This is a genomic window from Nocardia sp. NPDC050713, assembly GCF_040654315.1.
Taxonomy (GTDB): domain Bacteria; phylum Actinomycetota; class Actinomycetes; order Mycobacteriales; family Mycobacteriaceae; genus Nocardia.
Genome location: NZ_JBFAHS010000006.1, coordinates 109,196 through 134,283, shown reverse-complemented (window position 1 = coordinate 134,283; position 25,088 = coordinate 109,196). Strand labels below are relative to the sequence as shown.

At 68.9% G+C, this 25,088-nt stretch carries 25 protein-coding genes; 17 read left to right on the top strand and 8 right to left on the bottom strand.

Annotation, left to right across the window (positions count from 1 at the left end; genetic code table 11):
* Positions 1-124: 124 nt before the first annotated feature.
* The 7 genes from AB0H49_RS14345 to AB0H49_RS14315 all read left to right on the top strand — a co-directional run bounded on the left by AB0H49_RS14345 (position 125) and on the right by AB0H49_RS14315 (position 7,667).
* Positions 125-1,303, top strand: a complete 1,179-nt coding sequence (locus AB0H49_RS14345; RefSeq protein WP_357251523.1) for an MFS transporter — start codon at positions 125-127, stop codon at positions 1,301-1,303.
* Positions 1,300-1,938 (top strand): helix-turn-helix domain-containing protein, encoded by a 639-nt coding sequence (locus AB0H49_RS14340; RefSeq protein ID WP_355000026.1) that lies wholly within the window; start codon positions 1,300-1,302, stop codon positions 1,936-1,938. The genes AB0H49_RS14345 and AB0H49_RS14340 overlap by 4 nt, the downstream gene beginning before the upstream one ends.
* Before the next feature lie 844 nt (positions 1,939-2,782).
* Positions 2,783-4,051, top strand: coding sequence for a lipid-transfer protein (locus AB0H49_RS14335; RefSeq protein WP_355000025.1), 1,269 nt, complete (start codon positions 2,783-2,785; stop codon positions 4,049-4,051).
* A 30-nt stretch (positions 4,052-4,081) separates the two neighbouring features.
* The gene (locus tag AB0H49_RS14330) at positions 4,082-4,516 is read left to right on the top strand and encodes an SRPBCC family protein (protein WP_357251253.1); all 435 of its coding nucleotides are present in this window, start codon (positions 4,082-4,084) and stop codon (positions 4,514-4,516) included.
* A gap of 9 nt (positions 4,517-4,525) precedes the next feature.
* Positions 4,526-5,404, top strand: coding sequence for a MaoC/PaaZ C-terminal domain-containing protein (locus AB0H49_RS14325; RefSeq protein WP_357251250.1), 879 nt, complete (start codon positions 4,526-4,528; stop codon positions 5,402-5,404).
* 93 nt (positions 5,405-5,497) lie between these two features.
* Positions 5,498-6,379, top strand: a complete 882-nt coding sequence (locus AB0H49_RS14320; protein ID WP_357251247.1) for an SDR family oxidoreductase — start codon at positions 5,498-5,500, stop codon at positions 6,377-6,379.
* Between the two features lie 28 nt (positions 6,380-6,407).
* Positions 6,408-7,667: an acyl-CoA dehydrogenase family protein gene (locus tag AB0H49_RS14315; RefSeq protein WP_357251244.1), complete on the top strand. Its 1,260-nt coding sequence runs from the start codon at positions 6,408-6,410 to the stop codon at positions 7,665-7,667.
* 71 nt (positions 7,668-7,738) lie between these two features.
* Here AB0H49_RS14315 and AB0H49_RS14310 read toward each other — a convergent pair whose 3' ends face one another.
* Positions 7,739-8,635 carry an alpha/beta fold hydrolase gene (locus AB0H49_RS14310; protein ID WP_357251243.1) on the bottom strand — a complete coding sequence of 299 codons (897 nt, stop codon included), beginning with the start codon at positions 8,633-8,635 and terminating at the stop codon, positions 7,739-7,741.
* A 69-nt stretch (positions 8,636-8,704) separates the two neighbouring features.
* On the opposite strand from AB0H49_RS14310, the gene AB0H49_RS14305 reads away from it, so the two are divergent.
* The 3 genes from AB0H49_RS14305 to AB0H49_RS14295 all read left to right on the top strand — a co-directional run bounded on the left by AB0H49_RS14305 (position 8,705) and on the right by AB0H49_RS14295 (position 10,570).
* Positions 8,705-9,484: an exodeoxyribonuclease III gene (locus AB0H49_RS14305; protein ID WP_357251240.1), complete on the top strand. Its 780-nt coding sequence runs from the start codon at positions 8,705-8,707 to the stop codon at positions 9,482-9,484.
* A 70-nt stretch (positions 9,485-9,554) separates the two neighbouring features.
* Positions 9,555-10,079, top strand: coding sequence for a ribonuclease domain-containing protein (locus AB0H49_RS14300; protein ID WP_355000018.1), 525 nt, complete (start codon positions 9,555-9,557; stop codon positions 10,077-10,079).
* A complete protein-coding gene (locus tag AB0H49_RS14295) occupies positions 10,079-10,570 on the top strand; it encodes a barstar family protein (RefSeq protein ID WP_357251237.1) in 492 nt (163 codons plus the stop codon). Before AB0H49_RS14300 ends, AB0H49_RS14295 begins: the two co-directional genes overlap by 1 nt.
* Positions 10,571-10,692: 122 nt before the next feature.
* Here AB0H49_RS14295 and AB0H49_RS14290 read toward each other — a convergent pair whose 3' ends face one another.
* Positions 10,693-11,328: a TetR/AcrR family transcriptional regulator gene (locus AB0H49_RS14290; protein WP_355000016.1), complete on the bottom strand. Its 636-nt coding sequence runs from the start codon at positions 11,326-11,328 to the stop codon at positions 10,693-10,695.
* A gap of 124 nt (positions 11,329-11,452) precedes the next feature.
* Between AB0H49_RS14290 and AB0H49_RS14285 the strand changes: the two genes are divergently transcribed.
* From AB0H49_RS14285 to yhjD, 3 genes are all read left to right on the top strand, one after another.
* Positions 11,453-12,457 carry an oxygenase MpaB family protein gene (locus AB0H49_RS14285; protein WP_355000015.1) on the top strand — a complete coding sequence of 335 codons (1,005 nt, stop codon included), beginning with the start codon at positions 11,453-11,455 and terminating at the stop codon, positions 12,455-12,457.
* Entirely contained in the window at positions 12,420-13,451 is a 1,032-nt protein-coding gene (gene trpS, locus AB0H49_RS14280; RefSeq protein ID WP_355000014.1) for a tryptophan--tRNA ligase, read from the top strand. Before AB0H49_RS14285 ends, trpS begins: the two co-directional genes overlap by 38 nt.
* A 102-nt stretch (positions 13,452-13,553) precedes the next feature.
* Positions 13,554-14,576 (top strand): inner membrane protein YhjD, encoded by a 1,023-nt coding sequence (gene yhjD / locus AB0H49_RS14275; protein WP_355000013.1) that lies wholly within the window; start codon positions 13,554-13,556, stop codon positions 14,574-14,576.
* Between the two features lie 142 nt (positions 14,577-14,718).
* On the opposite strand, the gene AB0H49_RS14270 is transcribed toward yhjD, so the two are convergent.
* Positions 14,719-16,008 carry a D-alanyl-D-alanine carboxypeptidase family protein gene (locus AB0H49_RS14270; protein WP_357251232.1) on the bottom strand — a complete coding sequence of 430 codons (1,290 nt, stop codon included), beginning with the start codon at positions 16,006-16,008 and terminating at the stop codon, positions 14,719-14,721.
* 267 nt (positions 16,009-16,275) lie between these two features.
* Between AB0H49_RS14270 and AB0H49_RS14265 the strand changes: the two genes are divergently transcribed.
* Positions 16,276-17,754, top strand: a complete 1,479-nt coding sequence (locus AB0H49_RS14265) for an MFS transporter (RefSeq protein WP_357251520.1) — start codon at positions 16,276-16,278, stop codon at positions 17,752-17,754.
* Positions 17,744-18,355 carry a TetR family transcriptional regulator gene (locus AB0H49_RS14260; protein ID WP_355000011.1) on the top strand — a complete coding sequence of 204 codons (612 nt, stop codon included), beginning with the start codon at positions 17,744-17,746 and terminating at the stop codon, positions 18,353-18,355. The genes AB0H49_RS14265 and AB0H49_RS14260 overlap by 11 nt, the downstream gene beginning before the upstream one ends.
* Before the next feature lie 5 nt (positions 18,356-18,360).
* On the opposite strand, the gene AB0H49_RS14255 is transcribed toward AB0H49_RS14260, so the two are convergent.
* Together AB0H49_RS14255 and AB0H49_RS14250 are read right to left on the bottom strand one after the other, a co-directional pair.
* On the bottom strand, positions 18,361-19,272 hold the full coding sequence (locus tag AB0H49_RS14255; RefSeq protein WP_357251229.1) for a phenylalanine 4-monooxygenase: 912 nt from the start codon (positions 19,270-19,272) through the stop codon (positions 18,361-18,363).
* A gap of 127 nt (positions 19,273-19,399) precedes the next feature.
* Positions 19,400-19,828 carry a DUF4396 domain-containing protein gene (locus AB0H49_RS14250; protein WP_357251226.1) on the bottom strand — a complete coding sequence of 143 codons (429 nt, stop codon included), beginning with the start codon at positions 19,826-19,828 and terminating at the stop codon, positions 19,400-19,402.
* A 300-nt stretch (positions 19,829-20,128) separates the two neighbouring features.
* Here AB0H49_RS14250 and AB0H49_RS14245 point away from each other — a divergent pair, with 300 nt between their 5' ends.
* Positions 20,129-20,332 (top strand): type II toxin-antitoxin system VapB family antitoxin, encoded by a 204-nt coding sequence (locus tag AB0H49_RS14245; protein ID WP_357251223.1) that lies wholly within the window; start codon positions 20,129-20,131, stop codon positions 20,330-20,332.
* A 74-nt stretch (positions 20,333-20,406) separates the two neighbouring features.
* Here the strand turns inward: AB0H49_RS14245 and AB0H49_RS14240 are convergent, their stop codons facing one another.
* Positions 20,407-21,903 (bottom strand): alpha/beta hydrolase, encoded by a 1,497-nt coding sequence (locus tag AB0H49_RS14240; RefSeq protein WP_357251220.1) that lies wholly within the window; start codon positions 21,901-21,903, stop codon positions 20,407-20,409.
* Between the two features lie 103 nt (positions 21,904-22,006).
* Positions 22,007-23,551 carry an alpha/beta hydrolase gene (locus tag AB0H49_RS14235; RefSeq protein WP_357251217.1) on the bottom strand — a complete coding sequence of 515 codons (1,545 nt, stop codon included), beginning with the start codon at positions 23,549-23,551 and terminating at the stop codon, positions 22,007-22,009.
* 112 nt (positions 23,552-23,663) lie between these two features.
* On the opposite strand from AB0H49_RS14235, the gene radC reads away from it, so the two are divergent.
* The gene (radC, locus tag AB0H49_RS14230) at positions 23,664-24,347 is read left to right on the top strand and encodes a DNA repair protein RadC (protein ID WP_355000005.1); all 684 of its coding nucleotides are present in this window, start codon (positions 23,664-23,666) and stop codon (positions 24,345-24,347) included.
* Positions 24,348-24,437: 90 nt separating this feature from the next.
* On the opposite strand, the gene AB0H49_RS14225 is transcribed toward radC, so the two are convergent.
* Positions 24,438-25,055: a TetR family transcriptional regulator gene (locus AB0H49_RS14225; RefSeq protein ID WP_355000004.1), complete on the bottom strand. Its 618-nt coding sequence runs from the start codon at positions 25,053-25,055 to the stop codon at positions 24,438-24,440.
* Positions 25,056-25,088 lie beyond the last annotated feature (33 nt).

Below are 25,088 nucleotides of genomic sequence, written 5' to 3'. Positions count from 1 at the left end.
ACTCACCTCGGCTCGGGGAGCGATCGGACGCGCGCGCCGGTTACATGAAGGCGTGACCAGTCAGGTAGCCACCCCTCTGCCAGCTCCGCCCGGCCAAGCGCGGACCAATTGGCATATCCCCGCGATGCTCGCGCTCGCGCTCGGCGGCTTCGGCATCGGCACGACCGAGTTCGTCACCATGGGTTTGCTGCCCGACATCGCGCAGGCCATGCACGTCTCGGAACCGACCGCGGGACACGCCGTGTCCGCCTACGCGCTCGGCGTGGTGATCGGCGCGCCGGTGCTTGCCGCGCTGTGCGCACGGGTTCCGCGCAAGCGGCTGCTCATCGCGTTGATGATCGCGTTCAGCGTGGGCAACGCGGCAACTGTGGTGGCGCCGAGCTTCGAGAGCCTGGTCGTGGCGCGCTTCGTCTCCGGTCTGCCGCACGGGGCGTACTTCGGTGTCGCCTCGCTGGCCGCGGCCACCCTCGCGCCCGCCGGGCAGCGAGCCAAAGCTGTTGCCGCCGTTATGCTGGGGCTGAGCGCCGCCAATGTCGTCGGCGTTCCCGCCGCCACCTGGCTCGGCCAGCATCTCGGGTGGCGGGACGCCTTCGTGGTGGTCGCGGTGATCGGCCTCGCGACGGTCGCGGCGCTCGCCCGTTTCGTGCCGGAGCTCACCGGCGTCAGGACCACCGATCCCCGGACCGAACTCGGCGCGCTGCGTCGCTCGCAGGTGCTGCTGACCTTGGCGGTCGGCGCCGTCGGCTTCGGCGGCATGTTCGCCGTCTACACCTACATCACCACCACCCTCACCGACGTGGCAGGCATGTCGCTGGGCTTCGTGCCGCTGGTGCTGATGCTGTTCGGGCTCGGCATGGTGGCGGGCAACATCGTCGGTGGCGTGCTCGCCGATCGCGGTGTGGACCGTGCCGTCTTCCTCGCGATGATCGCGATGGCCGTCGTGCTCGCCGGTTTCGTCGCCGCGGCGCACAATCCGTTCACCGCCGCAGCGGGCGCGTTCCTGGTCGGCGCGACCGGCGCGGCGCTCGCGCCCGGGCTACAGACCCGGCTGATGGACGTCGCCGCCGACGCCCAAACCCTGGCCGCCGCGCTCAATCACGCGGCCTTGAACATCGCCAACGCCGCGGGCGCCTGGCTCGGCGGTGTGGTCATCGCGGCGGGTCTCGGGTACACCGCGCCCGCCGCCGTCGGGGCGGGTCTCGCGGTGATCGGTACGCTGCTCTTCGCCGTGACAGTGCTGGTCGGTCGCCGTGCCACGCCAGAACATACAGATCTGTATGTAAGTGTAGAATCGTCCGAATGACCAGGACCGCCGCCGACAAGCCGCAGCGCCGAACCCAGGAACAGCGCAGCAGCGAGATGCGCGTGCGGTTGCTCGACGCCACCATCGACTGCCTGGTCGAATACGGCTACGCGGGGACGACGACGCCGCGGGTCGCCGAGCGCGCGGGCGTCACGCGCGGGGCGCAGGTGCATCACTTCGGATCCAAGAACGATCTCGTCGTCGCCGCGATCAGTCACCTGGCCCAGCGCCGCGCGGAGACCGCGATGCGGGAAATGGCCAAGGTCGAAAGCGGCGCCGACCCGGTCGCCGCTGCCTTGGACTTCCTGTGGGAACTGCACCAGGGTCCGCTGTTCATCGCGACCGTCGAACTGTGGGTCGCGGGCCGGACCGACCCGGTGCTCGCCTCGGCCATGGAGAAGGTCGAGCCGTTCGTGAACAACGCGGTGCTGATGGCGGTGGCCCGATTCGTCCCGGACGAGATGCGCCGCAAGGACGCTCGCGATTTCGTCTACACCGCCATGGACGCCCTGCGCGGCATCCTCATCTCGAACTTCATCGAGCCGGATACCGACCGCGCCCGCCGTCGCTGGGGTCGCGCGTCCGCGAACCTGCGGGCCGCCGCGACGGCGAGCCTCGTGCCGCGGAGTGAATGACGAGCGCTCGCGGGGTCGCTGGAGCCTCGCTGGGGGCTATGGCCGCATGGCGAATCCGCTGATTCCCGCTGGCGGCGAACGCTGTGAAACACAGCGGCCGCGACGCCGAGTCTCCGATGACGATCGACGCGGCGAGGCGATACGGGACGTGGTCCCAGTCCGACCGGCGGTCGATGAGGCGAGGCGATACGGGACGAGTCCCCGTCCGACCGGCGGTCGATGAGGCGAGGCGATACGGGACGTGGTCCCAATCCGACCGGCAGTCGACGAGGCGCTGCGGAGCGCGCGCGATGTGGTCTAGTCCGGCCGATGTGGCAGTGCGGCATCGCAGTGGCGTCGAGTCGCATCCGAATCACGCTGTTACCGAGGCTTGCTGACGCCCGCTGGCTGACTGCTGCGGGCTGAGTGCCGACCGCCGTCGGCGCTTCGTGCGGCGTCGGTGCGGCCGCAGTGTCGGTGCTGCCGTCTGCCGCTGACGGCGATCGCTGTGACCGTGGGCTCGGTCTCGAACCGCTTTGCGGGCCGAAAACTTCGCGGTGGACAGCGGTACCGCGAGCCGGGATCGGCCGCCTGCTCGGCGGTGCCGGGGAAGCGCCGAGGATTGCGCCGCCGTTGGCCGGGTCTGGCGCGGCGTACGTGCTCCCGTCCCGAAAAACATCCATCGGGCGTAACCGCCTACATCTCAGCGGCGGGTGGCTCCAGATACACAACTAGTTGTATGTCTGTCAATGCCACTCTGAACTGCGAATAAAGCTGAATTGATCCTAACTAGCGCAGGACCCTTGCATCATTACATACAGCTTTGTATGTTTGTTTCAGCTCGATCCGTTCGGATCGGACGCTGATGTCCGCCGCCCGCACCGCCGGTGCACACCACGGCGCGGGCAGGCACGAAGTAAGGAGTTCGATGGCGAACAGGGTTTACGTCGTCGGCGTCGGCATGACGAAGTTCGAGAAGCCGGGCCGTCGCAAGAACGAGGACGGCACCGACTGGGATTACCCGGACATGGCGCGGGAGTCGGGTACCAAAGCGCTCGCCGACGCGGGCATCGACTACCGCGAGGTGCAGCAGGCCTACGTCGGCTACGTCTACGGCGAATCCACCTCCGGGCAGCGCGCCGTCTACGAGCTCGGCATGACCGGCATTCCGGTGGTCAACGTCAACAACAACTGCTCGACCGGTTCCACCGCGCTGTACCTCGCGGCGCAGGCCATCCGCGGCGGGCTCGCCGACTGCACGCTGGCGTTGGGCTTCGAGAAGATGCAGCCCGGCTCGCTCGGTTCCACCTGGGACGATCGCGAGCAGCCGATGGCCAAGCACATCATGGCGCTGGCCGAGATCTCCGAGGTGCTCTTCCCGGTCGCGCCGTGGATGTTCGGCGCGGCGGGTCGCGAGCACATGAAGGAATACGGCACCACCGCCGAGCACTTCGCCAAGATCGGCTACAAGAACCACAAGCACTCGGTGAACAACCCGTACTCCCAGTTCCAGGACGAGTACACCCTCGACGACATCCTCGGCGCGCGGATGATCTACGACCCGCTCACCAAGTTGCAGTGCTCGCCGACCTCCGACGGTTCCGGCGCGGTGATCCTGGCGAGCGAGGACTTCGTGAACTCCCACGACCTCGCCGGGCAGGCCGTCGAGATCGTCGGCCAGGCGATGACCACCGACTTCGGTTCCACCTTCGACGGCACCGCGAAGAACCTGATCGGCTTCGACATGAATGTGCAAGCCGCGCGGCAGGTCTACCGCCAGGCGAACCTCGGCCCCGAGGACTTCCAGGTCATCGAGCTGCACGACTGCTTCTCCGCCAACGAGCTGCTGCTCTACGAGGCGCTCGGCCTGTGCGGCCCGGGCGAGGCGGGCAAGCTCATCGACGAGAACCAGACGACCTACGGCGGCAAGTGGGTCGTCAACCCCTCCGGCGGCCTGATCTCCAAGGGGCATCCGCTGGGCGCCACCGGTCTTGCGCAGTGCTCCGAACTCACCTGGCAGCTGCGCGGCGCGGCCGACAAGCGTCAGGTCGAGGGCGTCACCGCCGCGCTCCAGCACAACATCGGCCTCGGCGGCGCCGCGGTCGTGACCGCCTACCAGCGCGCCGATCGCTGATCCGAAAACCATTCCCCGACAGGAGAGATCATGGGACACATCGAAGCAACCAAGGATGTCGACGCCACCCCGGAAGCGCTGTGGGCGGTCGTCTCCGACCCGCAGACCTGGGACAAGTGGTTCACCATCCACGAGCGCTTCATGGAGGAGCCGCCCACCGTCTTGGCCGAGGGGTCCAAGCTGGTCGCCAAGATCGTCATGCTCGGCATGGCGAACAAGCTGGAGTGGACCATCAAGGCGGTCGAGGCGCCGAACAAGCTGACCCTCGGCGGCGCCGGAATGGCCGGCGTCAAAACCGAATTCACCTTCGACATCCAGCCAAAGGGCGCGGGTAGCACCATCGTGGTGTCCGGCGACTTCGAAGGCGCGCTGATCAAGGGCGCGCTCGGCAAGGCGGTCGAGAAGGACGGCATCAAGCAGCTGGACAAGTCGCTCGACCAGCTCGACGCGCTGGCCTCGGCGTAAGGCGTCGCGATGACAGCGGAAACCACCGCCGCCCGCGTCGTCGAATTCGACGACGCGGGTCTGGAAACCTGGTGTGACGACGAGCGTTTCGAGGTGACCTCGGAGCGGATCGCCGAATACGCCGCGGCCACCAACGATCCCATCGCGGCGCACCGTGCGGGCGAGGTGGCCTCGCCGGTGTTCGGCATCGTCCCGGTCTTCGAGGCCATGATGATGCCGGTGATCGACGTGGCGCCGATGGACATCTTCGGCCGAGTAGTGCACGGCGAGCAGGATTTTCACTTCCACCGTGCGATCCGGCCCGGTGACGAGCTGGTCACCCGCGCGAAAGCGGTGGGCTACGCGAGCAAGTCCAACGGCAGCACGATCACCATCCTCGTCGAATGTCGCGACGAGGACGGGGAACTGGTCAACGAGCAATACCTGACCGCGTTCTTTCGCAACATCGACGCGGGCAAGTCCGTCGGACAGGCCGCGCCGCCGCACAAGTTCGACGAGTCGCTGCGCGGAACCGAGCCGTTCGCCGTCGTGCCGCAGCACGTCGACGACGACCAAACCTTCCGCTACGCACCGGCTTCCGGCGATCCGGTGCCGCTGCACCTGGACGAGCAGGTCGCCAAGGACGCCGGACTGCCCGGCATCATCGCGCACGGCCTGTGCACCATGGCCTTCGCGTCGTGGGCGGTGCTCACCGAGGCGGCGGGCTCGGATGTGCATCGGCTGCGCCGTTTCGCGGTGCGCTTCGCCAAGATGGTCTTCCCCGGCGACGACCTGGAGACCCGGATCTGGAAGGTGGGCGCCGCCGACGGCGTCACCACCTACGCCTTCGAGACGGTGCGCGGCACGGACGTCGTGCTCAGCGACGGCCTCGCCGAGATCGCCGACTGACCCGATCGGCCCGCGGCGTTCGGTCGCGGGCCGGTACCCCATTCATCACACCCTCGTCCGATCGGGCGGGAGCACCACACAGGAGACGCACACATGGGCGCATTGGAAGGAAAGGTCGCCGTCATCACCGGCGCGGGCCGGGGGATCGGCCGCGAGCACGCGCTGCTGTTCGCGAGCGAGGGCGCGCACGTCGTCGTCAACGACCTCGGCGGCAGCAACGCGGGCGAGGGCACCGATTCCGGGCCTGCGCAGCAGGTGGTCGAGGAGATCGTCGCGGCGGGCGGCAAGGCGGTCGCCAACACCGACAACATCGCCTCCTGGGAGGGCGCGCGCAACCTGGTCCAGCAGGCGGTCTCGGAGCTGGGCGGCCTGGACATCGTGGTCAACAACGCGGGCATCCTGCGTGACGCGTTCCTCGCGGGCATGGACGAAGCCCAGTGGGACGCCGTGATCGCGGTGCACCTCAAGGGCCACGCCGCGGTGCTGCACCACGCGGCCGTCTACTGGAAAGAGCAGAGCAAGGCGGGCAATCAGCCCAACGCGGCGGTGATCAACACCGCGTCCGCCTCGGGCACCACCATCCCGAACGCCGGTCAGGCCAACTACGGCGCGGCCAAGGCGGGCATCGCCGCGCTGACGCTGGTCGCCGCCGACGAGCTGGCCCGCTACGGCGTGCGGGTGAACGCCATCGCGCCCATCGCGCGGACCCGGCTCACCCTCGCCACGCCGGGCATGGGCGAGATGATGGCGGCCGAGGCGGAGGCGGCTGAGGAAGCGGGCGGATTCGATGCCTTCAGCCCCGCCAATATCTCCCCGTTGGTCGCATACTTGGCTTCGGACAAGTGCCCGATCACCGGCAAGGTGTTCGCGGTGCAGGGCGGCGCCATCTCCGAGTTGGGCGGCTGGCACGACGTCAAGACGATCGAGACCGAGGGCCCCTGGCTGATCGACGACATCGCCGCCCGGCTGCCCTGAGGTTGGGCCGCCAGAAAGGAGAACGACGATGTTCGAATGGTCCGAGACCGATCTGATGATCCGCGACGCGGTGCGCACCTTCATCGACAAGGAGATCCGGCCGAACCTGGACGCGCTCGACACCGGCGAGATGCTGCCGTATCCGATCATCCGAAAGCTGTTCAGCGAGTTCGGGATCGACGCGATGGGCGGCGACGCGGTCGAGAAGATGCTCGCCAAACAGCGGTCCAGGGAAGCCGCGGTCGCGGCGGGGGAGCCCGCGCCGGAGAAGAAGAAGTCTTCCGGCGGTAGCCCGTTCAGCGGGCAGGAGTCGCTGATGGCGGTGCTGATCGGCGAATTGTCCGGTGTCTGTATGGGTTTGGTGACCGCGATGGGCGTCAGCATCGGGCTGGGCGCGACCACCATCATGTCGCGCGGCACGCTGGCGCAGAAGGAGCGGTGGCTCGCCGACATCGTGACGATGAAGAAGGTCGCGTCCTGGGCGATCACCGAACCGGACTCGGGCTCGGACGCGTTCGGCGGGATGAAGACCTACGTCAAGCGCGACGGTGAGGACTACATCCTCAATGGCCAGAAGACCTTCATCACCAACGGTCCCTTCGCCGACGTGATGATCGTGTACGCGAAGCTGGAGGAGGGCACCGGTGCCGACAAGCGTGAGCGTAAGGTGCTGACCTTCGTCCTCGACAAGGGCATGGAGGGGCTTACCCAGGGCAAGCCGTTCAAGAAGATGGGCCTGCACGCCTCGCCGACCGGCGAGCTGTTCTTCGACAACGTCCGCCTCGGCCGGGACCGGCTGCTCGGCGAGACCGAGGAGCACAAGGGCGGCGACGGTCGCGAGTCCGCGCGCTCCAGCTTCACCGCCGAACGCATCGGGGTGGCGTTCATGGCGCTGGGCATCATCGACGAATGCCACCGGCTCTGCGTCGAGTACGCCAAGAGCCGCAAGCTGTGGGGTCAGGAGATCGGGCGCTTCCAGCTGGTCCAGCTCAAGCTGGCCAAGATGGAGATCGCCAGGATCAACGTGCAGAACATGGTGTTCAACGCGCTCGAGCGCGGTCGCGCGGGCAAACCGCCGACCCTCGCCGAAGCCTCCGCGATGAAGCTCTACTGCTCCGAAGCCGCCACCGACGTGGCCATGGAAGCCGTCCAACTCTTCGGCGGCAACGGCTACATGACCGAATACCGCGTCGAACAACTAGCCCGCGACGCCAAATCCCTGATGATCTACGCGGGCAGCAACGAAATCCAAGTAACCCACATCGCCAAGGCCCTCCTCGGCCGCTGACGCTCCCACACCCCTACCGCACGCCTCACATAAGCACCGCCTATGTGAGGCGTGCACAGGATGTGTGAGATTCACACGGCGCGGAGGTGGGTGCGGCTGGCGTAGACGTGTTCGGCGATGAGGGTGGCTATGCGGTCGGGGGCTTCCAGCATGGGGACGTGGCCGACGCCGTTGACGAGGATGCGGTCGGCGGAGTCGGGGAGTTCCTTCAGGTAGCGGCGGGCGTAGACGCGGTTCGGGATGATGCGGTCGTACTCGGCGAGCAGCAAGCGGACCGGCGTGGGCAGGTCGGACAGGTCGGCGAGGGCCGGGGCGCGCAGGCCGCCCGCGATCATCGGCACCATCGCCGTGCAGTTCAGCGCGGCGCGCAGGACGTTCGCGATCTCGCGGCGCGGCACCGCCGAAGCCTGCTTGCTCAGCAGGAACAGCGCGAACCGCTGCGGAATGAAGTTGTCGGTGGCGAAGTCGCCGAGCCGCCTGCCGATCCGGACGAGCGGAACCAGCGAGAGGAACTTCAGGCCGACCCGGAACTGAGTGATCGAGGGGACGTTCCAGCCACCGGCGGGCGCGATGAGCGTCAACGTGCGGGCCCGGCCGCGGCGCGCGAGTTCCACCCCCACCCAGGCGCCGAGCGAGTTGCCCGCGATGTGGCAGGTGCGCCAACCCAATTCGTCGAGCTGGGCCTCGATCCCGTCGGCCAGCACGGACACGTCGGTGTGCCAGCCCTCGGAGGGCGGGCCGCCCCAGTGCCCGGGAAGCGCGGGCGCGAACACCTCGCAGGCCGAGGACAACCGGTCCGCGGTGCGTTCCCAGCAGTGCGGCGAGAGCATGAACCCGTGCAACAGCAGCAGCGGATCGCCGGAACCCAGGTGCAGGGCCTTGACCGGTCCGGGTTTGTCGGCCGCGCGTGCGGTTCGCGCTCGGCTGGAACGCGGGGCGGCCGGGGACTTGGAGGTGTCGGACGTCATCGTCAGCACCCCTTCCTGGACGGCGGTGTCCGGGGGCGATATCTCTGACCAGCATTGTACGGTCGTCGGGTGCCCTACATCATCTCTTGTGTCAACGTAAACGGCGTCCGAGCGGCCACGGGTAAGGGCATGCTCGAGTGGCTCGCCGCCACCGAGGCCGACATCGTCTGCCTACAGGAGACCCGCGCCACCGACGAGCAGACCCGCGCCGCACTCGCCCCCGCGCTGGCCGACGGCTGGTGGCTGGCGCACGCCGAGCCGGGGGCCAAGGGCCGGGCCGGTGTCGGCATCCTCTCCAGGCGCGAGCCGAAGGCCGTGCGCGTCGGATTCGGCAGCGCCGAGTTCGATGCTTCCGGGCGCTACCTCGAGGCCGACTTCGACGAGCTGACCGTCGCCAGCGTCTACGTGCACTCCGGCGACGCGGGCACCCCACGCCAGGACGAGAAGTACCGCTTCATGGCCGAGTTCGGCGCCTACCTGACGACCCGCACCGGCGAATTCGTGGTCTGCGGCGACTGGAACATCGCGCACACCGAACGCGACCTGAAGAACTGGAAGGGCAATCTGAAGTCGGCCGGATTCCTGCCCGAGGAACGCGCCTGGATCGATGAGCTGATCGCCGCGGGCTACGCCGACGTGGTGCGTCAGCTGCATCCGGGCGTGGACGGTCCGTACAGCTGGTGGTCCTACCGCGGCCGCGCCTTCGACAACGACTCCGGTTGGCGCATCGACTACCAGATGGCCCGCGGCGAGCTGCCCGGCCGCGCCAAGCAGGCCGTTGTCGAGCGGGCCGCCGCCTACGATCAGCGCTGGTCCGATCACGCGCCGGTGACGGTGCAGTACCGGTGACCGAACGGAGTGAGCGAATCATCTGCTTGCGTGCCGCACGCGGGGCGCCGAGCGTATGTGAGGTGCGGGCATGTCCGGCAAGGTGATTCGGGCGCTCGCGGCGCTCGGCGCGGTGGCGGTGGTGTTGCTGGTGGCGGTGCTCGCTCTGCGCGGCGGCTCCGACACCGACCGCACCGCGGGCTCGGCCACTACAGGCACCATCGCGACTGCTACGAACGGCCCGGCGCGCTCGCCCGCCAGTAACGGTCCCGAGCGTTCGCCCGCCACCTCTGCCATCGCGGCGACCACAAGCACGGCGCCGAGCCGGGCGCAAGGCGTCCCTGACCGCGCCTACGTGACGCTGGCCGAGATCGACGCGGGCCGCTGGCCGGATTCGGCGAACGCGCCCGGCACCAAGGGCGGCGAACGGTGGATGAATCGCGAGGGCACGCTGCCGCGCACCGACGCGGCGGGCAGGTCGATCACCTATCGGGAGTGGGACGTCAATCCCAAGCAGCGCAATCGCTCCCGCGACGCCGAACGCATCGTGACCGGCAGCGACGGCACGGCTTGGTACACCGGCGACCACTACGAGACCTTCACGAGGATGCGCTGATGACCCGCCCGGTTCCGCTCTCGCGATTCCTCGCCCGCACCCCAGACGGCGCGCCCGCCGTCCTCGGCGGCCCGTCCACGCCGGTGCTCGGCGCGCTCCCCGTCGACGCGCCGGAGCTGAGCGAGGTGCGTTACCGCGCGCCCGCGGGCTACCTGGTGCGCGAGCTGCGCGGGCCCAAGATGCGCGGCACGGCGGGCGTGTTCGACGAGTGGGCCGCGGCGTTCCAGTTCCCGTACTACTTCGGCGCGAACAAGGACGCCTTCGACGAATGCCTGCGCGACCTGGACGATTTCGTCGGCAACGCGAGCGGCTACGTGGTGGTGGTGCGGGACGCGGCCGCGCTGCTCGCCGATCAACCCGACGAGCGAGACTGGTTCGAAGAGGCGATGCGCGACTGCGCGGGTTACTGGGCGCGGCGCGATGTCGCGTTCCGCGTGGTGTACCAGGGCGCCCCACCCTCGAGTGAGTTCGTTCCGCTGTCCTTGGCCTGATCCGGGGGCACCTCGTCCACGTGTTCTCGGGCTCTTGGGGGTAAGCCGGGTGACCTCCCCGCCGCGCTGTACGGCGACGGCGTGGTCACCGGCCACGGTCTCGTCGGTCGGTCTCGGGCCGATCAGCCGAGGCGGCGGGCCAGATCCTCGCCGAGCAGGACGAACACATCCGTGGTGTGCTCGATGAGTTCCTCTTTGCTGAGCGGCAGATCGCCCTGGAGCCACGTGGTCAGCGTCTGCACCAGCCCGCCGACCAGGTAGGTCGCGCGGAAGAAGATGGCCGGATCCGGTTCCGGCTCGGTGATGCCGTAGAAGTCGATGCCCTCCGCCGCGACCATACGCGCGAATACCCGGATGGTCTCGGTGGTGCGGGCCCGCAGCTCCGGCGTCGCCATGCCCGCGATCAGCGCGACCTTGGCCTTGCGCGGATCGTCGGTGAGCAGGTGGATGCCAGCGGCGATGGCCGAATGCGCCTTGGCCCGCGAGTCGTCCGGCGCGTCGCGCAGGCCGCCGAGGATGGCGACGGCCAGTTCCTCGGCGATCCGGTCGGTCAGCGCGGTCAGCACGGCGTCGCGGCTGTCGAAGTTCTCATAGTAGTAGCGCTCGTTGAGCCCGGCCTGCGCGCACAGGCCGGAGACGGTCAGCTTGGCGATGCCCTGGGTGCCGACGATCTCGAGCGCCGCGTCCAGCAGGGCCGTGCGGCGCTGTGCCCTGCGCTGGTCGGCGGAGACGCCGCCGTAGGTCCGCTGCGCTGTCACAGCTCGATTCTGGCACGGCAACGATTCTGGTAGTGGTCCTTGCCACAATGAGAAATCTGGAGGATTCTATTGCCAGATGCCGTGGGTCCCGGTGTATGCCGGGTCTTTCGATGAGGAGACAACGATGTCCGCACGCTCGTCCACGCCGGGATACTTCGCCGCCAACTCGATGGCGCGGCGCGTCATGAGCAAGCGCGCGGTCGGCCTCACCTACGGTCAGCGCGCGCTCGTGGTCGGGGCCGTGCACCCTCGGCTCTACGTCGGGACCGCGGAGAACACCGAGCACCGCGATACGCCCTACACCCGGCTCGCGCTCACCGGCAAGCTGTTCGAGGCCGTCTTTCTCGGCAGCAAGGAGGAGGCGGATCGGGCGCTGGCGTTCACCACGAAGAAGCACGCCAAGGTCGTCGGCGAGCTGCCCGAGGACGCCGGGCCACACCATCCCGCGGGCACCCCGTACTCGGCCCTCGATCCGCACCTGATGTTCATGACCATGGCGTTCACCTTCGACTCCGCCGAAGTGATGTACGACCTGCTGGTCCGCAAGCTGACCGACGGCGAGCGGGAGGGGCTGTACCAGGACTATGTGCGTTGGGGCGAGCTGTTCGGCATGCCGCGCTCGGCCGCGCCCGCCGACTACCCGGCCTTCCGCGACTTCTTCGACGGCTACCTCGCCTCCGACGAGCTGTTCCTCACCGAGGAGGCCCGGTTGGTCGGCTCGTACCTGGCCGGTCAGCGTGTCCCGTATCCGCAGCGTGCCCCGTTGCACCAGGTCACATCGGCGTTCTTCCTGCTGGTGCAAGGCAGTCTGCCGCCGCGCGTTCGGGCCATGTACGGCATGCGCTGGGGGATGGCCGACGAACTCGCCTTCCGCGCGCTGGCCCGCGGCGTGCGCACGGCGCATTTCGCGCCGCCGCTGGCACCGAGGGTGCTGCGCGGCACGCTCGCCGGTCCGAGCGGCCCGGTCTACCGGCTGGTCTCCGAGCGGGAGCGCGCGCTGGCGCGGACCGGGCGACCGAGCATGCCCGGCGTCGACCCGCGCAACTGGGCGGCTAGAAATTCCCCTGGACTCACATGGGAAGATCGGAGGCATGTCGAGTCCCGCACCAGCCCCGGCCGCCGAGCGTAAGCAGCGTGTGCTGTCCGGGATCCAGCCGACCAGCTCCTCGTTCCACCTGGGCAACTACCTTGGGGCGCTGCAGTACTGGGTGACCTTGCAGGACGACTACGACGCGCTGTACTTCATCCCGGACATGCACGCCATCACCGTCGCGCACGACCCGAAGCAACTGCGGGCGCGGACACGGGCCGCCGCGGCGCAGCTGCTGGCGATCGGTATCGACCCCAAGAAGTCGACGCTGTTCGTGCAGAGCCAGGTGCCCGAGCACGCCGAGCTGGCCTGGGTCCTCAGCTGCATCACCGGTTTCGGCGAGGCCAGCAGGATGACGCAGTTCAAGGACAAGTCGGTCCGGCAGGGCGCGGAGAACGCGACCGTCGGCCTGTTCACCTACCCGGTGCTGATGGCCGCCGACATCCTGCTCTACCGCCCGCACCAGGTGCCGGTCGGCGAGGATCAGCGCCAGCACCTGGAGCTGACCCGAAACTTGGCGCAGCGCTTCAACACCCGCTACAAGAAGACCTTCGTCGTGCCGGAGGCGCACATCGTCAAGGGCACCGCGAAGATCTACGACCTGCAGGACCCGACCGCCAAGATGAGCAAGTCGGCCGCCACCGACGCGGGTCTGATCAACCTGCTCGACGATCCGAAGATCACCGCGAAGAAGGTCCGTTCGGCGGTCACCGACACCGAGCGCGAGATCCGCTACGACACGGACGCCAAACCGGGTGTCAGCAATCTCCTGGTGATCCTGAGCTCGCTGACCGGAACGCCGATCGTCACGCTGGAGAAGGATTTCGAGGGCAAGGGTTACGGGGACCTGAAATCCGATGTCGCCGACGCGCTGGTGGAATTTGTCACGCCCTTGCGCGCCAAGGTGGAAGAGTATCTGGCGGATCAAGGCGAACTCGACCGTATCCTCGCCGCCGGCGCGGAGCAGGCGCGTGAGATCGCCGGCAACACTCTCGCACAGGTCTACGACCGGGTGGGTTTCCTGGCCCGCTAGCCCGGGTACGACGCTTGCGAGGGCGTACCGCCGCCTTCGCTCCGGCCGTGCGCGGGGAGCCGACGGGCCGGGTTCGTCAGGAGGCGTCGAAGGGGCGAGCAGGTGCAGGCGATCGACAACATCAAGGCCGGGATCGAACGCCGCGTGCAGGCGCGGCCCTGGCTGGACCATCTGATCCGGGCCGGTGGCCGCTATCAGCGCCAGCGTGGCGACTACTTCGCGGCCGGGATCACGTATTTCACTGTGCTGTCGCTGTTTCCGTTGCTGATGGTGGCGTTCGCGGCCGCGGGCTTCGTACTCGCGGGCAATCAGGAACTGTTCCAAGAGCTTCAGGACAAGATCGTCGAGACCATCCCCGGCGAGCTGGGCACCCAGCTCAACGATCTCATCGACCAGGCGGTCCGATCCCGCGGCACGGTCGGCGTGCTCGGCCTGCTCGCCGGCCTCTACACCGGGCTCGGCTGGATGGCGAACCTGCGCGCCGCGCTCACCGAGCAGTGGGAACAGAAGCACGAGGAGGGCAACTGGATTCGCACCAAGATCTCCGATCTCGGTGCGCTGATCGGCCTCGGCCTGGCTTTCGTGGTGTCGCTCGGTCTTTCGGCGCTGGCGTCGAGCAACCTCGGCGCTCAGCTGCTCGAGCGCTACGGCCTCGCCGACCTACCTGGCGCCCGGGTGCTGTTGACGCTGCTGTCGATCCTGTTCGCGTTGCTGGCGAGCTGGGCGGTGTTCGCGTGGATCATCGCCAGGCTGCCCCGCGAGCCCGTCACGGTGGCCAGCGCCGCGAAAGCCGCGCTGATCGCCGCGATCGCCTTCGAGATCTTCAAGTTCGTCGCCTCCATCTACCTGCAGATCGTGCTGCGCAGTCCGGCAGGGGCGGCCTTCGGTTCGATCATCGGTCTGATGGTGTTCAGCTACATCACCTACCGCATCATCCTGTTCGCGACCGCGTGGGCCGCGACCGCATCCGAGAACGAGCCCGAGGTCGCGCCCCCCGCACCCGCCCCGGCCGTCATCCAGCCGCGCGTGATCGACAATGCCGGACCGTTCGGCCGCGGCGCGGCCTACTTCGGCGCGGGCGCGCTCGCCGCCCTCGGGTTGGCCACCCTGCGCAGGCGGCGCTGAGGTACGCGGCGGGGATGGGCCGCGCTGATCGGACTCGCCGGAGCGACGGCATCGAAACTGCCCAGCGCCGTGGGCAGTCGACGTTCCGCGCTGAGCAACGCGGCGGGGATGGGCTGAGCGGACTCGCCGGAACCGAATCCGCTCAGCGCCGTTGGCGGTTGATGCGCCGTGCCTTGAGCAGCAGGAACAGGATCAGCACGATACCGCCGACCATCAGCAGCGTGCGGAAGCCCGCGTTGTCGCGCTCGTGCGGCGGGCTGGCGAGCACGTCGCCGCCCTCCGGGCCCGGCGGAGCGGCGAGGGCCGCCGTGGATTTCGCGTCCGTCGAGTTGTGGTTCGGCAGCATGCCGACCTGGGTGCCCGCGGGCAGCGCGAAACCGTAGTCGAGCAGCCGGGCCGCCTGCTCCCACGGCCGCAGCGGGCGCACCTCGGCCTGCAATAGGGCGACGGCCAGCCTGCGCCCGTCGCGCTGTGCTGCCGCGACGAAGGTCTGCCGCGCGTCGTCGGTGAAGCCGGTCTTGCCGCCGAGCGCGCCCTCGTAGTTGAACAGCAGATGGTTGTCGTTGCCGACGGCGAAGCCCGGGTGGTCGACGTCGTCCGGGATCTTCGGATTCTTGGGATAGCCGGGGAACTCGATCTGCTCGGTGCGGATGAACTCGGCGAACAGCGGGATGGTCATCGCCTCGCGGAACAGCAGCGACAGGTCGTAGGCCGATGTGCTCATGCCGGGACCGTCCAGCCCGGACGGCGTCGCCGCGCGGGTATCGAAGGCGTACAACGATTTCGCCAGCTCGTTCATCTTCGCCACGGCGGCGTCGTCGCCGCCGAGCTGCGCGGCGATCGCGTGCGCGGCGTCGTTGCCCGAGGCCATGATCAGCGCCTGCATGAGCTGCCGGTTGGTGTAGCGGCCGCCGGGGCCGATGCCGACGCGGGTGCCGTCGACGTCCGCGTCCGCCTGGGTTCCGGTGACCACCGTGTCCAGCTGCAGCGTGCGCAGCGCGACGGTGGCGAGCAGCACCTTGATCGTGCTGGCGGGCCGGTAGCGCCCGTGCGGGTCCTTGGCCGCGAGCACCTCGCCGGTGTCCAGATCCGACACCACCCACGCGGTCGCGGAAATGTCCTTCGGCGGAGGCGGCGCACCCTTCGGCAGCACCACGCCGCACTCGCCCATCCTGGTCCCGCCCACCGGAGGCACGGGGACCGCCAGCGGACCGGGCGTCGGTTGACCCGGCGCGGGCACCTCGGAGGTGTCGATCGGCGCGGGCGGCTTGGTCTTCTGCGGGCAGCTATCCGTGTTCGGGGTGGTGAACGGGGCGGTGGTGGTCGTCGGCGCCGCGAAAGCCGGTGCGGCGAAAGCGCCGCCGAGCAGGGTGGCGGCGAGCGCACCGGCGAGACAGCGCGCGGCGCGGTGGCGGGGATGCGGGATTCTCATCGGGAGCGAGCCTAATAGGCGCAGGCGGACGGAGTCGGCCAACAGACCGTGGCTGGCCGGAGCGAAGGCCGAGGTCCGCCTAACAGGCGCAGCCGGACGAAGTTTCGGCGCCAGGCGCTCGGCCGGAGCGTCGGCGGATACCGGGCACAGTATTGACAGCCACCATAAAATGGCAGTTACTATCAAAAAGTAGTAACTACCATTTACGGAGGGATCGTGAACGCGGACACCCGACGCTGGCTCGCGCTCGGCGCGCTGGCACTCGCCATGCTGACCGTCGGCCTCGATATGACCGTCCTGACTGTCGCGCTGCCCACCCTCGCGGTCGACCTGCACGCGAATACCGGTGCGCTGCAATGGTTCAGCTCGGCTTACACGCTGACGCTCGCGGCGTTCATGCTGCCCGCGGGCGCGCTCGGCGACCGGTACGGACGCAAGAAGATCCTGCTCGCCGCGCTCGTCTTGTTCGGTCTCGCTTCGCTCGCCTGCGCCTTCGCCGACACCTCGGGGCAGTTGATCGCCGCGCGGGTGGCGCTCGGTATCGCCGCGGCGGCCATGACGCCGTTGTCCATGGCGGTGCTTCCGGTGCTGTTCCCCGAGCAGCGCGAACGGGCCCGCGCCATGTCGATCTGGGTCACCGCGACCTCGCTCGGACTGCCGCTGGGTCCGGTGCTCGGCGGCTGGCTGGTCGACAACTTCTGGTGGGGTTCGGTCTTCCTGATCAACGTGCCGATGGTGGTGCTCGCCGCGACGGCGGTGACCGCGCTGGTGCCGGAATCGCGCAATCCGGAACGGCGTCCGATCGATCTGCCCGGTGTGTTGCTGTCGATGCTCGGGATGCTCGGTATCACCTACGGTTTCATTCGCTTCGGCGAAGAGGGCTGGGGCGACGCGACGGCCTGGATCTTGCTCGCCTCGGGCGCGATCGCGATGGCGGCGTTCCTGCTGTGGCAGCGGCGCGCCCGGCACGCGCTGATCGACCTGGAATTGTTCCGCGCCAAAGGTTTCCGCTGGGGCTCTGTGTTCGCCGTGCTGATCACCTTCGCGATGTTCGGCATGTTCTTCACCGTGCCGCAGTACTACCAGGAGGTGCTCGGCGCCGACGCGCTCGGCAGCGGTCTGCGGCTGCTCCCGATGATCGGCGGCGTGGTGGTCGGGGCGCGGCTGGGAGATCGGCTGCTGCCGAAAGCCGGTGCGCGGGTGGCGGTCACGGCCGGGCTCGTGCTGCTCGGCATCGGCCTCGGCTCGGGCGCGATGACCGACGTGGACAGCGCCTATTGGTTCACCGCGTGCTGGATCACGCTGGTCGGCGTCGGCATGGGAATAGGCATGCCGGTCGCGATGTCGGTCGCCATCGACGATCTGGACGTCGCGCGCAGCGGCGTCGGGTCCGCGCTGATGCAGGCGCTGCGGCAGGCGGCGGGCACCATCGGCGTCGCGCTGCTCGGCACCGTGCTCGTCACCCGGTACCGCGCCGAACTCGGTGCGCTGAACGTCGCGCCCTACGACGACGGCGTGAGCGGCGGGGCGGCCGCGGCGAAGGCGAGCGGAAACGCGGACGCGTTGGCGCAGGTCCAATCGGCTTTCGTCGGCGGGATGAGCCTGATGCTGTGGGTCTGCGCCGGCCTGTGCGCGGTGTCGGTGCCGCTGGCGCTGTGGGTGCTGCCGCGCCGCGCGCCGGAGCCGGTCGACGCACCTGCCGCCGCGGCGGCGCTCGATGAGTCAGAATCGACGCATGTCGGTTGAGTCAACGGGTGAGGGTGTCGCGGCGCCGGGATTGCGGGAACGGAAGAAGGAGCGGACCCGCCGGACGATTCGCACCGAGGCCTTCCGCCTGTTCCGCGAGCAGGGCTACGGGGAGACCACGATCGAGCAGATCGCCGCGGCGGCCGACGTCTCGCCGAGCACCTTCTTCCGCTACTTCCCGACCAAGGAGCAGCTGGTCATCGCCGACGACCTGGACCCGGTGCTGATCGATGAGATCCGCCGCCAGCCGCGCGGGCTTTCCCCGATTCTCGCCTTCCGGCAAGCGATGGACACGGCGTTCGCCACCCTGACGCCCGAGGAACTGGCCTTCGAGCAGGAGCGCCAAGCCCTGCTCTACCACGTGCCGGAACTGCGCGCGGCGATCGGCATCGAGCTCGAGCGCGGCATCGAGATGATCGCCGAGCTGCTCGCCGAATACCTCGACCGCCCCGCCGACGATTTCGAGGTCCGTGTGGCGGCCGGTGCGATCGCCGGAGCGGGCCTCGCCATCTCGTTGCGCGCGCCGGTGAACGCGGACAACCTCGGGCGCGCGATGGACTTCCTCGACGCCGGTCTGCCGCTGGACCCTTCCGTCGATTGACCGCGTCAGCTCGCCCCGGCCACCGATGGCCGCTTCTGATCGCGCAAGGCACGCAGGGGAGTGTCGTCGTCCATCTCGGCGAAGAAGCCGCCGATCACGTCCTCGATCTCCGAAACCGACTCGGCGCAGTAGAGAATCGGCTGGTAGTGGGTGATGTCGTAGGTAGCGGTTCCCATCGCGACCACGTCGAGCGGCCGCAGCTCGGCCCGCCGGAACTCGTCCAGCTCGCCGTAGGAGGACAGCAGACCCGCCCCGTAGCAGCGGATTTCGCCGTGCTCGCGGACGACGCCGAACTCCATCGAGAACCAGAACACATCGGCCAGGAATTTCAGCGCCGTCTCGGTGGTCAACCGGGCGACCGCCGCGCCGACGGTTTCGTAGATGGCGGCGAAGCGGGGGCTGGCGATCTGGTTGGCGTGCCCGATGATCTCGTGGATGGCGTCGGGCTCGGGCGTGTAGAGCGGGGCGGAGTGATGCCGGATGTACTGCGTCGAGTGGAACACCCGGTCCGCGAAAGAGCCGAAGAACTCGCGCAGCGGCACCAGGCCGGCGGCGGGGACGTAGTGGAAGCCGGTGAGCGGGGCGAGTGCCGCTGTCACCTGGTCGAGTTGCGGGATGTGGTCGCCGGGTAGGTCGAGCCGGGACGCGGCGTCCAGCACTTCCGCGCACGCGTAGGTGCGGTGTTTGCGAGCCAGTTCGGCGGAGACGATCCGCCAGACCTGTTGTTCTTCCTCGGTGTAGTCGATCTCGGGTACGGGTTCGCCCGGCCGGTAGGCCAGCGCGAGAGCGGCGATGGCGTTGCGGCGCGCCCGGTACTCGGGGTCGTGCACGCCGGGGTGCTCATCGCTCAAATGCACCGTCACGTCGCCGTCGCCGCTGCGGGTGACCGGCGAGTACAGCTGAGCCTCGGTGAACATATCTCGATGCAAGCACCGCCTGACCGTTCCGACAACGAAAGCCCGGCCAGCTGTACACACTGCCTAGCTGGCCGAGCGGTTTCCGTCGATTGCCGGTCTCGTTCATGGAAACGGTGACACTGGCGATTCAGTGACCTGCGTGGTACACGTGCACCACCGCATGCCCCTTGCCGCGCCCGATCAACCACTTGTTCACCGGTGTGGTGACCACGAAGGCGACGGCGAAAGCGAAGGCGAGCGCGCCCCAGAAGAGGGCGTCGGTGAGTCCGGCGTGCATGGCGCCGGGCACCGCGAGCAGCACCGCGTTGTCGGTGATCTCCATGACGGTGATCGAGAGAGTGTCGGCGGCGAAGGCGACGGACAGGGCGGCGCCGAACGCGACGCCCGCCTTCATCACGCCGCGGATGGTCAGCGCGTAGCCGAAGACGAAGGCGAGCACGATGGCGAGCACCATCGTCGGCAACGTGCTCCAGCCCAGCGCGGTGCCGATGACCAGGCCGAGCACCTCGCCGATGGCGCAGCCGGTGAGGCAGTGCAGCGTCGCGGTCGCGGCCATTTTCCAAGTTGCCGCCGGACGATGCTCGGCGTGTGCGGAGTGGTCCGCTGCGGCGGTGTGGGCTTGCTGCGCGCTGTGCGTGCTCTCGTGCCGACCGGCCGCATGTCCTTCGTGCGCGGTCGGTTCGGAATGCCCTGCGTGCCCGGCGTGTGCGTGATGTGCTCCGTGGCCGTGTTCCATGTCTCGAACTATACCCCCATGGGGTATCGAGTCAAGCCCGGTATCGCGGCGCGTGTACGCGATTTGCCGGACATGAGCGGGGGTGATGCCGCAAGATGGCGAAAGTACGAAGGAGGACGCATGCATACCGTGCGGATCGATCTCGACCAGAAGCTGTTGGCCGCCGCCGCCGCGATCATGGGGACGGCCAACAGCAACGCCACCGTCAACGAGGCGTTGCGCCGAATCGTGGTGCACGAGCGGCAACTCCATCACCTCGAGAAACTGGCCTCGGGTGTGCTGTGCGCACTACCCGCGCCGGAGGCCGTCACCGTCGACAGTTAGACGGGCGCTGCCGGACGACGTCCGTCGACAGTCCCATGCATGGTCGGAGCGAAGGCGGAGGCCCGACCCGCGGCCTATCGCTGTGGTACGCACCGTGTGTCCGGTGGTGGAACGAGTTCGATCAGGTATTTCATGACCGGCTCGTCCACGCAACGCACGCCCTTGAACACGACGCCGTGCTGGGTGGCCGTGTAGGTGATCAGTGGTGCGTCGAGGGCCTCGGCCAGCCGCACGCCGCCCTCGTACGGTGTCGCCGGATCGCCGGTGGACGCCACGACGACCACTTTCGGCAGGCCCGTGATCACCGGCGGATGCGGCTGCCAATTCGGCGGCACCGGCCAGAACGCACACACGTCCAAGGGGGATTCGGTGATGGGCAGTCCGCTGTCGAAAATGGGGGCGACCTCGCGGATTCGGCGTTCCTGCTGGGTTACTTGTGCCCGCTCGGTGACTCTGACCTCCTCGAGGCACTTCACCGTCCGGTGCACGCCCATCCCGATGGACTCGGAATGGCCGGTGATGATCGCCTGGAGGGCGTCACCACGGCCCCGGGTCAGCTCGGCGAGGGCTGCGGTGAGCTGCGGCCAGAGTGCCGGGCTGTACATCGAGGCGATCACCCCGTCGGCCGCATCGAAGAAATCCACTCCGCGCTGATCCGTGGTGGCCGCGGGATGGCTGATCAGCGGCAGGGTCAGCTTCCGGTAGACCTCGGTCGCCTGCCGGGGGTCGGTGCCGAGAGGACAGTCGGGTGCCGTCGCGCAGTCCGCCGCGTAGGCCTCGAATGCCCGCTGGAACGCGGCGGCGTCGGCCACCGGATCACCCATGTTGGCCGCCGGATCGAGGGGACCGTCCAGCACCATCGCCCGGACCCGGTCCGGGAACATCTCGGCGAAGGTGGAACCGAGACGGGTGCCGTAGGAACCACCGAAGTACGTCAGCTTCTGCTCGCCGAGCACCGTCCTGATCACATCGAGATCCCTGGCCACATCGACGGTCCCGACATGTGCGAGCAGCTTCGTCCCCGAACCGGCCGCACACGAGACGGCGTAGTCCTCGGCCTCCTCTTCCAGTTGATCGATCTCGCCGAAGGCATGGCCGGCCCCGAGTATCAACCGCTCCGTCCGCGTCTCCTCCGCGGACGGGCAGCGCACCAGCGGCGTCGAGGCGCCGAGTCCGCGCACATCCATGCCGATCACGTCGAAGCGTTCGGCCAGCGGCGTTTTCGCCAGCATCCTCGGCATGTCCAGGCCGGGCCCGCCCGGGCCGCCCGGGTTGGTGAGGATCGCGGCGACGCGCTCGCCGCGCGCCCGCAGCCGGGAGATGGCGATACGGGCGGTCTCGCCCCCGGGATCGGCGTAGTCCAGTGGAACCGTCACCCGCGCGCATTCGATGCCCTCGGCGGAAAGCCCCGCGCCGCCGGGATAGTTCTCGCACGACTCCCAGGTGAGGGTCTGGCGGAGGAACGGTTCCAGGGTCGGAGCCGGCGCGACGAGCGGTTCATCGTCCGCGCACGCCGCCGTGGTGAGCAGCAGCGCCGCCAGCGCCGCGCGCGGAAACCACGACCGCGCCACGCCCTGAATTGTCCTGCGCCTTCGCACTATTCGCCTTCTCCTGGGTAGCGGTTCGCCGAACAGTGTGCCCGAACCGGCGGTTGTCGCGCCTGCTGGGATCCGCTCAGGCCGACCGGCAGACCAGTCCTTCGGGTGGTGGGGTGAGGTCGATCAGATACCGCGACACCGGCTCGTCCACGCACGCCACACCCTGGCCGAAGACGCCGTGCTGCACACCCTCGTAGGTGACCAGGGAAGCGCCGAGCGCGCGGGCCAGGTTCTTCCCGCCCTCGTGCGGGGTGGCCGGATCGCCGGTGACGGAGACGACGACGACCTTCGGCAGATTCGATACCGAGGGGACGTGCGGCTGGGAATTCGTCGGCACCGGCCAGAAGGCGCAGACGCCGAGGGGAGCCTGTCCGGTGCCGCGACCGTCGTCGAAAATCGGTGCGGCGGAGCGGGTGCGGCGGTCCAGTTCGGCGGCCTCGGCGCGATCGGTGACGCGCTTCTCCTCGAGGCAGAACACCGCCTGCTGCAAATCCCGCTCGACGATGCTCGGGCTCGCGATGACGTCCGCGAACGCCAGCAGAGCGTCGCCGCGGCCGTCGGCCAGCTCCTTCAGGCCCTCGGTGATACCGGGCCAGCCCGCCGGGTTGTACAGCGAATTGGCCACCGCGCTGAGCGCGTCGCGATAGCCGAGGCCGCGCGGGTCGGCGGTGGCGGCCGGTCGGTCGATCAGCGGGAGGACGAGGGCGTGGAAGGCCGCGGTGGCGCGGGCCGGGTCGGTGCCGAGCGGGCAGTCCGGCGCCTTGGCGCATTCGGCGGCGTAGGCGTCGAAGGCCTGTTGGAAGCCGCGCGAGAAGACCACCGCGTCGACCATGTCGGTGGCCGGGTCGACGCCGCCGTCGAGGACCATGGCGCGCACGCGGTCGGGGAACATCTCGGCGAAGGTGGAGCCGAGGCGGGTGCCGTAGGAGCCGCCGTAGTAGGTCAGCTTCTCGTCGCCGAGCGCCGCCCGGATCACGTCGAAATCCCGTGCCACATCCCGGGTCCCGACATTGGCCAGCACGTCGACACCCGTGCGCTGTACGCATTTCGCCACGTAGTCGCGGTTCTCGCGTTCGGTCTGCGCGATGCCTTCGGGTGAATAGTCGACGTCGAGCTCGTTGCGCTCCGCTTGGTACTCCTCCGGCGTCAGGCACACCACCTTCGGCGTGGAGGCGCCGAGGCCGCGGACATCGACGCCGATCACGTCGAAACGTTGCGCCACCTCGCTTTTCGCGAACATCAGCGGCATCACGATTCCGGGCGATCCGGGGCCGCCGGGGTTGGTGAGCAGGGAAGCGACCCGCTCGCCGCGGGCGGGGAGGCGGGAGACGGCGATCGAAGCCGTCGCGCCGTCGGGCTCGGCGTAGTCGAGCGGGACGGTCACCCGCCCGCATTCGAGGCCGCCCGCCGCGAGCTCGGCGCCGTGCGGGAAGTCCGCGCAGGAACCCCATGCGACGTGCTGGTCGTAGTACCTGCCGAGGTCCGGGCTCGCCGCGGTGTCGGAGCCGCCGCAGGCCGCGAGCGTCAGCAGCGCGGCTGCGCCCAGTGCGCGCACGGCGTGTGCCGCGCCGTCGCGGCCGTGGGCCGCCGAGTTGTTGGAGTTCTTGCGCCAACCAGACATTCGTCCCCCCGATCGGTTCGTTCCCTCATTCTGCCCGAACCGCGCGCCCACCCGACCTGTCGGTGGCCGCTGGCACAATCCGAACTCTCCAACGCATTCGAGGGGGATTGTGATGTCGGTACCGATCGCCAACCTGCCCTTCGGCCAACGCCCGCGCGAGCGACTGCTCGCGCTCGGCCCGCACGCGCTCAGCGACAGCGAATTGCTCGCCCTGCTGCTCGGTCAGGGTCGCCGGGGCGAGAGTGCGCTGGAATTGGCCGCGGAGCTCCTCGCCGAATACGGCGGCATCCCGGGCCTGGCCAAGGCTCGGCCCGAGGAACTGTTCCGCAGAGCCGGGATCGGGGTGGCCAAGGCCGCCGCGATCATCGCGGCCTTCCAGCTCGGCAGCAGGGCACGCGCCGAACCCGAGGCCGCCCCGCACCTGGAGAGCGCCCTCGATGTCGTCCGCATCGCCCGCCCGCTGTTCGACGGCGTCCGCGTGGAACGGGTTCTCGTGCTGGTCTGCGACACCCAGAATCGCTTGCGGCAGAAGGTGTTCGTCGCCGAAGGCGCGGTCGATCAGGTCGCCGTCCCGATCCGCGAAATCCTCAACACCGTGCTGCGCCACGACGGCCGCGCCTTCGCCCTCGTCCACAACCACCCCTCCGGCACCGCCACCCCCAGCCTCGACGACCGCCGTACCACCACCGCCCTCATCGAAGCGTCCCGCACCGTAGGCCTGCGCTTCCTCGACCACGTGGTCCTCGCGGGCGAACACTGGTCCTGCGCGACTCCCCTTCCCCTCGGCCGGGAATGAGTCGGCTCATGCTGCCCCGAGGACGACCCGCGCCTGCGGTTGCCGGGTGGACGGTAAATACCTGCTTGCGCGATGCCACGTTTCGCGGCGTCACCGCTCGTGCCGTGCTCCCTCCGACAGGTGGCCGCGCAGGCCGATCTCAGCGGCTCGGTGCACGATGCCGGTGATCGTGGTGGGTGTCAGCTTTCCTCTGGCGGAGTCGTCGAGCACCGCGTCGACCGCACCGACCATCGCACCGCTCAACGCCGCCGCGTGCAGGTCGTCGAGGTCGGCGGGGTAGGCGTCGAGGAGGGCTTCGGTCAGGCGCTGCCGCAGTCCCGCGTTGCGCAGCAGAGCGGCAGCGCGCAGGGCGGGCACCTCGGCGATGAGACGTGCTCGTATGTGGGTGAGTTCGTGGTCGAGCGGGAAACTCCAGCTCGTCGCCGCGCTCAGCTGATCGATCACGCGCAACAGCAGGTCGGCGGGGCCTTCGCGTGGGACGCGGGCGGCGAAGATCTCGGCGAGGAGTTCGTCGTAGAGGTCGTCGTCGGCGAAGACGACGTCTTCCTTGGCGGTGCAGTAGTTGAAGAAGGTCGCGTAGGAAACCTGTGCGGCGGCGGCGATCTCGGCGACCGTGGTGTTGTCGTAACCCTTCTCGGCGAACAATCGCAGGGCCGCCTCGACCAGAGCCTGCTTGGTCTTCCGCTTCTTCTGTTCCCGCAGTCCCATGCCTGGATTCTTACATGCCATCGAAATTTAGAC

Bases quoted from the DNA above. Each gene is read 5' to 3' on its own strand.
- AB0H49_RS14345 (WP_357251523.1), top strand. From the start codon at position 125: ATGCTCGCGCTCGCGCTCGGCGGCTTCGGCATCGGCACGACCGAGTTC.
- AB0H49_RS14340 (WP_355000026.1), top strand. From the start codon at position 1,300: ATGACCAGGACCGCCGCCGACAAGCCGCAGCGCCGAACCCAGGAACAG.
- AB0H49_RS14335 (WP_355000025.1), top strand. From the start codon at position 2,783: ATGTCCGCCGCCCGCACCGCCGGTGCACACCACGGCGCGGGCAGGCAC.
- AB0H49_RS14330 (WP_357251253.1), top strand. From the start codon at position 4,082: ATGGGACACATCGAAGCAACCAAGGATGTCGACGCCACCCCGGAAGCG.
- AB0H49_RS14325 (WP_357251250.1), top strand. From the start codon at position 4,526: ATGACAGCGGAAACCACCGCCGCCCGCGTCGTCGAATTCGACGACGCG.
- AB0H49_RS14320 (WP_357251247.1), top strand. From the start codon at position 5,498: ATGGGCGCATTGGAAGGAAAGGTCGCCGTCATCACCGGCGCGGGCCGG.
- AB0H49_RS14315 (WP_357251244.1), top strand. From the start codon at position 6,408: ATGTTCGAATGGTCCGAGACCGATCTGATGATCCGCGACGCGGTGCGC.
- AB0H49_RS14310 (WP_357251243.1), bottom strand. From the start codon at position 8,635: ATGACGTCCGACACCTCCAAGTCCCCGGCCGCCCCGCGTTCCAGCCGA.
- AB0H49_RS14300 (WP_355000018.1), top strand. From the start codon at position 9,555: ATGTCCGGCAAGGTGATTCGGGCGCTCGCGGCGCTCGGCGCGGTGGCG.
- AB0H49_RS14295 (WP_357251237.1), top strand. From the start codon at position 10,079: ATGACCCGCCCGGTTCCGCTCTCGCGATTCCTCGCCCGCACCCCAGAC.
- AB0H49_RS14285 (WP_355000015.1), top strand. From the start codon at position 11,453: ATGTCCGCACGCTCGTCCACGCCGGGATACTTCGCCGCCAACTCGATG.
- trpS (WP_355000014.1), top strand. From the start codon at position 12,420: ATGTCGAGTCCCGCACCAGCCCCGGCCGCCGAGCGTAAGCAGCGTGTG.
- AB0H49_RS14270 (WP_357251232.1), bottom strand. From the start codon at position 16,008: ATGAGAATCCCGCATCCCCGCCACCGCGCCGCGCGCTGTCTCGCCGGT.
- AB0H49_RS14265 (WP_357251520.1), top strand. From the start codon at position 16,276: ATGCTGACCGTCGGCCTCGATATGACCGTCCTGACTGTCGCGCTGCCC.
- AB0H49_RS14260 (WP_355000011.1), top strand. From the start codon at position 17,744: ATGTCGGTTGAGTCAACGGGTGAGGGTGTCGCGGCGCCGGGATTGCGG.
- AB0H49_RS14255 (WP_357251229.1), bottom strand. From the start codon at position 19,272: ATGTTCACCGAGGCTCAGCTGTACTCGCCGGTCACCCGCAGCGGCGAC.
- AB0H49_RS14250 (WP_357251226.1), bottom strand. From the start codon at position 19,828: ATGGCCGCGACCGCGACGCTGCACTGCCTCACCGGCTGCGCCATCGGC.
- AB0H49_RS14245 (WP_357251223.1), top strand. From the start codon at position 20,129: ATGCATACCGTGCGGATCGATCTCGACCAGAAGCTGTTGGCCGCCGCC.
- AB0H49_RS14235 (WP_357251217.1), bottom strand. From the start codon at position 23,551: ATGTCTGGTTGGCGCAAGAACTCCAACAACTCGGCGGCCCACGGCCGC.
- radC (WP_355000005.1), top strand. From the start codon at position 23,664: ATGTCGGTACCGATCGCCAACCTGCCCTTCGGCCAACGCCCGCGCGAG.
- AB0H49_RS14225 (WP_355000004.1), bottom strand. From the start codon at position 25,055: ATGGGACTGCGGGAACAGAAGAAGCGGAAGACCAAGCAGGCTCTGGTC.